This window comes from Coleofasciculus sp. E1-EBD-02 (genome assembly GCF_040218245.1).
Taxonomy (GTDB): Bacteria; Cyanobacteriota; Cyanobacteriia; order Cyanobacteriales; family Coleofasciculaceae; genus Coleofasciculus.
In genome coordinates, this window is sequence record NZ_JAVJQN010000167.1 from 1 (window position 1) to 7,229 (window position 7,229).

At 47.0% G+C, this 7,229-nt stretch carries 7 protein-coding genes and 2 pseudogenes; 5 read left to right on the forward strand and 4 right to left on the reverse strand.

Annotated features, from left to right (window positions below):
• Together RIC07_RS26710 and RIC07_RS26715 are read right to left on the reverse strand one after the other, a co-directional pair.
• Positions 1–691: pseudogene (locus tag RIC07_RS26710) on the reverse strand (RNA-guided endonuclease InsQ/TnpB family protein); the annotation flags it as partial.
• Positions 692–775: 84 nt separating this feature from the next.
• Complete coding sequence (locus RIC07_RS26715; RefSeq protein ID WP_446397163.1) at positions 776–1,549, reverse strand: metallophosphoesterase family protein; 774 nt, start codon at positions 1,547–1,549, stop codon at positions 776–778.
• A gap of 571 nt (positions 1,550–2,120) precedes the next feature.
• On the opposite strand from RIC07_RS26715, the gene miaE reads away from it, so the two are divergent.
• A complete protein-coding gene (gene miaE / locus RIC07_RS26720) occupies positions 2,121–2,735 on the forward strand; it encodes a tRNA isopentenyl-2-thiomethyl-A-37 hydroxylase MiaE (protein ID WP_446397164.1) in 615 nt (204 codons plus the stop codon).
• 212 nt (positions 2,736–2,947) lie between these two features.
• On the opposite strand, the gene tsaB is transcribed toward miaE, so the two are convergent.
• Both tsaB and RIC07_RS26730 read right to left on the reverse strand, forming a co-directional pair.
• On the reverse strand, positions 2,948–3,616 hold the full coding sequence (tsaB, locus tag RIC07_RS26725; protein ID WP_446397165.1) for a tRNA (adenosine(37)-N6)-threonylcarbamoyltransferase complex dimerization subunit type 1 TsaB: 669 nt from the start codon (positions 3,614–3,616) through the stop codon (positions 2,948–2,950).
• A 123-nt stretch (positions 3,617–3,739) separates the two neighbouring features.
• Positions 3,740–5,182 (reverse strand): serine/threonine protein kinase, encoded by a 1,443-nt coding sequence (locus tag RIC07_RS26730; RefSeq protein WP_446397166.1) that lies wholly within the window; start codon positions 5,180–5,182, stop codon positions 3,740–3,742.
• Positions 5,183–5,258: 76 nt separating this feature from the next.
• Between RIC07_RS26730 and RIC07_RS26735 the strand changes: the two genes are divergently transcribed.
• The 4 genes and pseudogenes from RIC07_RS26735 to RIC07_RS26750 all read left to right on the forward strand — a co-directional run.
• Positions 5,259–5,384, forward strand: coding sequence for a hypothetical protein (locus RIC07_RS26735; RefSeq protein WP_446397167.1), 126 nt, complete (start codon positions 5,259–5,261; stop codon positions 5,382–5,384).
• 355 nt (positions 5,385–5,739) lie between these two features.
• Positions 5,740–6,429: a hypothetical protein gene (locus tag RIC07_RS26740; RefSeq protein WP_446397168.1), complete on the forward strand. Its 690-nt coding sequence runs from the start codon at positions 5,740–5,742 to the stop codon at positions 6,427–6,429.
• Positions 6,430–6,642: 213 nt separating this feature from the next.
• The gene (locus RIC07_RS26745; protein WP_446397169.1) at positions 6,643–6,783 is read left to right on the forward strand and encodes an AAA-like domain-containing protein; all 141 of its coding nucleotides are present in this window, start codon (positions 6,643–6,645) and stop codon (positions 6,781–6,783) included.
• 241 nt (positions 6,784–7,024) lie between these two features.
• Positions 7,025–7,229 (forward strand): annotated as a pseudogene (locus tag RIC07_RS26750) (DesA/ISL3 alpha bundle tail domain-containing protein); the annotation flags it as partial.

The window sequence follows — 7,229 nt, forward strand, 5'->3', positions numbered from 1 at the left end:
GAGTTGTTCTCGTGCCTTTCGAGGCTTTTTTCTGGAGAGATGCTCTAGTTCTGGAAAATTTATCTCGCACCGACTGGATATGTTTGCCGTCCCACTTTTTGTCCTCTGAAGTGACAGCGATATCGCGACGCCCCAAATCGACACCAATTACCTTATCGGTATTTTTTGGGTCTGGAGGGGTGTCCTTAATCTGAATATGCAGATAGAACTGACCGTCGCGGTGCTTACAGAGTTGAGCTGAAGTTGGCTTCCTCCCTTTAAGTTTTCCTTTCTGGTAGTTACCGGGCTTCAAGCTTTGTAGAGACGCGCCATGGCGCGTCTCTACTCTCTACCCTGAACAGTAGCAAGGCTTACCGTCCAGTCGTGTTCACGAAGTCGAAACAAGTCCTTGTCACAATCCATGCTGCTTGGCATAAAGTCTTTGACAGGCTTGCCTTTTTGCCTAGCTACCTTTCGGTTAGCCGCTACTCTGGCACAAGCTCTGACTGCCATATTTGCTACCAAATTGAATTGGCTTTTAATGGTTTGATAAGTCAAAGATTGGATAGCAATCTTGTTGGTCAGTTTTGGATCGGTATGTTCGTTCACGTAGTTACAAGCATCCGCTTTCCGCCTGAAGGGTTGCCTCCAATTTGGTCACCTGTTCAGGAGAGGGTTGAAGCTTTACAACTATCGTGAGGACTTGTTTCATGGCTAACATTATACCAACTAGCGGGAAATAACTGGAAATACTTCGGGCGTTTAGCCGAAGTATTTCCCGCTCTCCCCCTACGGCTTACCTCCACTTCGTTCCGGTTGAAGCCGTAGCTCCTCGCGATTTAGGTGGTAAGAGTTGTGAAGGCTCTACCCTTGTCACCGCCTCCTCAAGTGGCATTTGGCGAACCCGTTGTTTAAAAACATTGGCTTGATAAACCCGTGAGTTTGTCAAGTCTAATCCTGTGAGCCAACCACTTTTCGGGTGATACGCGCCCGTGTCAATATCCAACCATCCTCTACCTTGGGCAATTCGTCCCGGTTGTACTCCTGGCAAGGTAAAGGTAATCGTATGACCAATGATAATTAACTTATCGGTAAAATAAGGCTCTTGAATGCTATGAAATTCGTCTCTAATCCAACAGAATTGTTCTGTCGTTTGCTTTTCCAGGGGTAAACGGGGATGAACTCCAGCATGGACTAACCACGTATCTCCCAAATCGATATGGGTGGGTAAGGTACGCATCCACTCGATATGGTCTTGGCGGACACCATTCTCACCATAACTATTGATGGTACTGTGACCGCCACTATAGAGCCATGCTTGCAGGGCTGGACCATAGATTTCTCCCTGACCCAGGATTTCTAATAGCATTTGCTCATGATTGCCTAGCAAGCAAGGATAAGGGCTTTGCTTGACAAATTCAACAACTTGAGAGCTTTGGGAACCCCTATCAATTAAGTCTCCCAAAAAATAGACTTGATCGTCTTTACTAGGAGCGATCGCATCCAATAAGGTCATTAGGGTATCGTAGTGCCCATGCACGTCACCGATAACAATCCGACGGTGAGTCATTGTTTATTGATCCAAATCCGTGTCGTCAAATAATAAGTAGCACCCATAAACGTTTACTTGCACCAGTTTGGTTACCAAAAGCTGGGCTATTGTGTGCCGAGGTATATTTACCAGGGGTGGTCAAGATTCTCAGGCTTAGGATACTCTATTATCTATTAGTTAAAACAAGTGCTAACATCTATCTTCCGGGTTTCAGAGGAAATTCATCTGTCTTCTCGGAGGTCTCCACCATAGCTGTACTCAGCTTGGTGGCGGGAGGAAACGGGGGGCAGATCTCGACTCCCCTCGATACAAGTGGTCTAGGCAATATATCCATAACTGGTTGGTTTTTCAACAGGTAAGAACTTAAACACTTGCCACTAACGTAGGCATTCCTGCCTGAGTCGGGTCAACTCGGGCTATCTTAGAAGCCCCCGTTATAATCGGTACTCCGATTTAACGGTGGGTTGTTGACTGAATTTCACACCTTTTCCGCTTAGCATCCAGCACGCCATGGATAAATACCAGTTTCCTCGAATCCCAGTCTCTATCCTAATCATCTTCCCCCTATTGTGATTCACAAGACAGTTCGATGTCACCAAAACCTGTGTTAGATTCTCCCTGGGTAATGATTCATGCCCTCCAACAACCCACGAGCTGGACTTGGGTTGAACAAGCCCTAGCTCACCTTGATCTCATTCTACTCGACCATTCCCAATGCGAACGCAAAGCGGCAGGTGTAGCCCTGAATTTAATCTTCCGCTATCCATCGAGTACGCAACTGGTTCGTCAGCTTACCGCGATCGCGCGTGAGGAATTGGATCACTTTGAGCAAGTTAATCAATGGCTGGAACGACGGGGTATTCCCCTAGCGTCCCTATCCCCGTCACCCTATGGCGCTAAGCTAACAGCCCAGATTCGCCGCCATGAACCGGATCGGCTATTGGATTCTTTATTGGTTGCGGCTTTAATTGAGGCTCGCTCTCACGAACGGCTGGGATTACTGGCAACTCACTGCCCTGACCTGGAGTTAGCTGAGTTTTATCAAGGTTTGATGACATCTGAAGCACGACATTACGGGGTTTACTGGGTGCTAGCGGATACCTATTTTGAGCGGGAGGTTGTCAGCCAGAGGTTAGCAGAACTGGCGACGGTAGAAAGTCAGTTACTTAGCACGCTTTACCCAGAACCTCGAATTCACAGTTAAGTAGGGGCTGCTGAATAAGTGTTGTGGTGAGGGAGAGCGGGGGAAGCTGGGGAAGCTGGGGGAGCTGGGGGAGCAAGGGTACATTTTTCCTGAGCAAGGTGATGCCATACTTATGAAGAATACTACCCGATTTCCTTGAATCAAACCCTCTGTCAATAAAGCTCAAAGTATTGATGGGCTTTGCGATTTTGGCTTTGTGCAACAAACCCTACTTAGTCGCTGTTTATTCCAGTAACTGGATGCTGTCCGTAAAACGGTAACGCCTGAGACCAGTGAGGGCGTTTTCCTTGCTGCCAATCCACATAAGCCAAGTCTAATACACTGGTGACACAAGTTCCTAAATTAACGGATACCTCAATGAGTTGATAGGGGAGGTTTTGATTGTCTAGGACTTGTTGCCAGATATCGGGTGTCATCACGGCATCTGGTATAAGTGGCGTCAAGCTAGAACCCTCTGAGGATGGCTGATAGATTGCGGTATACAACTGTCCCCGTCGAGCAGGCATTTGTAGCGCGATCGCTCTTTCGTGTGAGGTTTCCCGATGCTCTTTCCCTTGAAGCGTTGCCGACCAAGCCACGGCTGCCAGGGTGGAAATGGCAAATAAAGGAATATCCAGTTGCTGTGCCAACGTTCGGACTGTTACCACACCAATACGAGTGCCTGTAAAACTGCCGGGACCTTTGGCGACGGCAATAAATGCCACATCTGACCAAGCGTTTGGGAGTAAAAAATCACTCAAGTGTTGATGTAAGTGAGTTGATAAATCTCGTCCCAAATCCCAGGTAGCCGCACGATGATCACTCTGAAAATTACTAATGGCTAATCCGAGTTGGGGACTGGTGGTATGTAGAGCTAAACCGTATTGGTTGTCATTTGTCATTTGTCATTTGTCATTTGTCATTTGTCATCCCTCATCCTCTTCAGTGGTTTCGGGTTTTTTCGGTCGGGGGGCTTCTGGGGGAGCAGGCTCTTTTTTCATGTTTTCTACGGGTACGCCAACAGATTAAGACGGGGGTTCGCTGTCCGATTCAGATGACTCAGCCGATTGGGGATCCTCTGGTGAGGGGGCTGGCGGTTCTGGCGGTTGAGATTGATTTGGGGATGCTGGGGATGAATTAGGTGAAGGTTTAGGGACTGAAGTTGGCGATTTTTTCTCAGAGGAGGGTGATTCTCCAGGAGCGGATGAAGCGTCTTCAGCAGTGGGTGAGGGAGAAGGTTCAACTGAATCTCTTGATTTTTTAGGGAATCCCGGAAAAGAGCGGCGAGAGGGTTTCTGTTCCTGCTCCGCAGCCGGGGCATTTTTGTCCTGGTTGGGTTCAGTCGTTTCCTCACTATCATTAAGTTCGGGATCAGAGTTTAGGGATTCCTCTGGGGATGAAGGTTCAGCCGCTGGTGGGGTTGACAGATTTTGAGACTGATACCAAATCGTTCCCAATCCGACTAAACCTGTGGCAATTACAGCGCCCACTCCTAGTAAAACGGGAGAAACCCCTAAGCGTCGATGCCAAGGCGTATATTGAGTGGGCTGGGACTCTCGCTGACGGGAACTGGCTTCCTGTGGTGGGGTTAACGCAATAGTGGCTCCGTTGGTTGTTGATACGGGATTGGAGACGAATACCGGGCTGGATTCAAAGGAAACATCCGGCAACAGGGATAGCCATTCTGCTACCGATGAAGGGCGATAACGTGCCTCAATTGCCATCCCGCGCATGACCGCTTGATTTACAGCAGCACTGAGTTGGGGTTGGAGGTCACGGGGAGCGGGCATAGGTTGACGTTCCCGGATAACGGCAGGTGTGGGGATTTGGGCAGTTAACAGGGTATAGAGAGTGGCGGCTAACCCGTAAACATCGGAGGCTGGGGTGCGTTTTTCTTTGATTAAATACTGTTCTAAGGGGGCATAGCCCTCAGACAGCATGTTAGTGTGGGTTTGAGTTGTATTCAGGCTAAATTCCCGGGCAATGCCAAAGTCGATGAGGACAACTTGGTGGGTGCCTTCGCGCCGGATGATATTGGCAGGTTTAATATCTCGGTGGAGTAAACCTTTTTGATGGACTACGGTTAAGGCGTCCCCAATTTGGCGGATGTAATGAATGGCGGTGGCTTCACTGAGGGGTTTTCCGGGAAGTAAAATCTCTTGTAAGGTCTGACCGTCTACATAGTCCATTACCATGTAGGGCCACCCTGCTTCCACAAAGAAGTCACTGACTCGGACAATATTGGCATGGGTACACAAGGCGAGGCGTCGTGCTTCATCCTGGAATAGGCGCTGAAACCGAGAGCAATCGGGGTTACGATGCATGGACTCGTCTAGGGTTTTAATCACCACCACCTGACCTAAATAGTGATGGGTGGCTTTATAGGTGATGCCAAAGCCCCCTCGTCCTAGTTCTTGCTCTAGAGTGTATTTGCCACCCTGTAGGGTTTTACCAACTAACGAGTTCATACACTGACCTGATGATTGGGAAAAATTGTCAGTTCAAAATTCACTTTAACTCAGAATTTATCGATTGAGGGATAAGGTGTCAGGGAATGCGAACGATGGGGGATATGGGGAAGCAGGGGAAGCAGGGGAAGCAGGGGGAGCAGGGGGAGCAGGGGGAGCAGGGGTTGTAGAGACTCCTCCGGTGGAACGTCCGAAGGGTTAGAGAATTCTGAGTTAACCCATAACTATGGGTGGGGATGGGTTAAGCTAGTTTCCCTCAGGACTTAGGCAATTTGAGTATTCAAACCTTATTTATAGTGGTAGGTGGGCATTGCCCACCCTACTAGCGTGGCAAGCTTAAAACAGTGGTCAAGTATTTTCAAGGAACCCTTATGAGAGTAGCGATCCAGAAAAATTTTACCCACAACTTTAAGCTTGCCAGCCTACTACATATAGAAGAGTGTGCGTAAGTCCTGTCCCTATCTCCATCATAGAACTAGCACTTCGGATCAAGCACTTCGGATCAAGCCATTGTCGATGAGAAGTTTTAACATATCCCCCCTGAGAACGCGACATCAGTGAAGCAACAGAGTTTACGACAATGGTTTCGATGGCTGACTCGGTGGATTCGCCGCATTTTTCAGAAACCAGAAACGTTCCAACCAACGTTTCTGGTTCTTGAGCGTACCTATTCGGCTGATGAATCCATCGTGCTTTTGTCCGTCGAACGAGACGCGCCCGGTGCTGTAGGAACCTGGTATCTACTGAATCAACACAATCCCCGTCACAATCTGCTGATTACCCTTGACAACCTGGCGGCGATTCGATTGGCTCTGGATGCCAATTCATTCTCTGATAGGGATACGTCCATCTTAGAGCTATCGTTAGCCCAGGAAGACCAGATGTTTCGGACTCATCGGTTTAGTGTGCAGTGGATTATTAAGTTGAAGAGTTCGCGCAAGGTTTTTCATTTGATTGGAACCTGGGATCTTGACCTACAAGGCGATACCTGGGACCCTAATACCAGTGCATTTACCATTGGTCGTTTGGTGGTGCGAGAGGCGTTAAACTTACCTCCGCTTCCGGGAGTGTCGTGGCGTTTTCGCATGTCTGAGTTTCCCTGGATTGAGAGTTTACAGAGCTATAGCAAGATGGTATTGGGGGATAACCATAATTGTTATACCAAGAAGTTGAATCTGAAAGAACTTAAGGAACTTAGAGATGAAATTGAACGGGGGCGAGGTGATAGAAAACGTCATAAATCATAACTTATAAATTATGATGTCAAGCTTTTCTCTTATTAATCATAACGACCTCTTAACCTTACGCCAAGTCGTTCACGTAAATTAGACGGGAACTTAATTCTGAATATATTCTCTCAAACCTGCCTTGACAACTAGCATCCAAGCTTAACTTGTCACCAATGCTCCCTTGACAACTGGCATACAGGCTTAACTTGTCACCAATGGGCGCTGGTTCACTTGGCACTCTATCATCTGAGTCGGGGGGAGATAACGCTGTCGCAACTGCTGGACACTGCTGCTACTGCTACAGGCATTTATCATCATCACTTGCAGCGTCATTGGGCAACCTTGGAACCTAGACTCCGCACTTCAAATTGAAGTACAAAAAACTACATACCGGATCAAGGCAAAAAGTCCGAAAAATTAAACCAGGGTTTTTCGTATTTAGTGTGCTAAATTGTTAGTTTAATTTGCCCAAATATTTGACAGCAATAGCTTTAACTATTTTTACCCGGATTTCAAGATAGTTTTGAGGCAATGAAAAGCTAAAGTCCTTGCTTGGTAAGCTATCTAGTCCATTAAGACTGATAGTTTAGCACACTAAGATTGGAATAACCGTAAATATACACTACTAAAATCGGAAATAAAATTATCAAAAAATCAAACTCAAAAATTAGAGCAAGTCAAAGAAGCTTCGCCTTTAATTGGAATTATGCATTCATTAAAAGAAGAATTGCATCAAATATTTGAAGAAAGTCAAAACCTGGGAGAGGGAACTTTAAAATTAATTGATTGGTTAGACAAGGCTCAAATTTACTATAAAA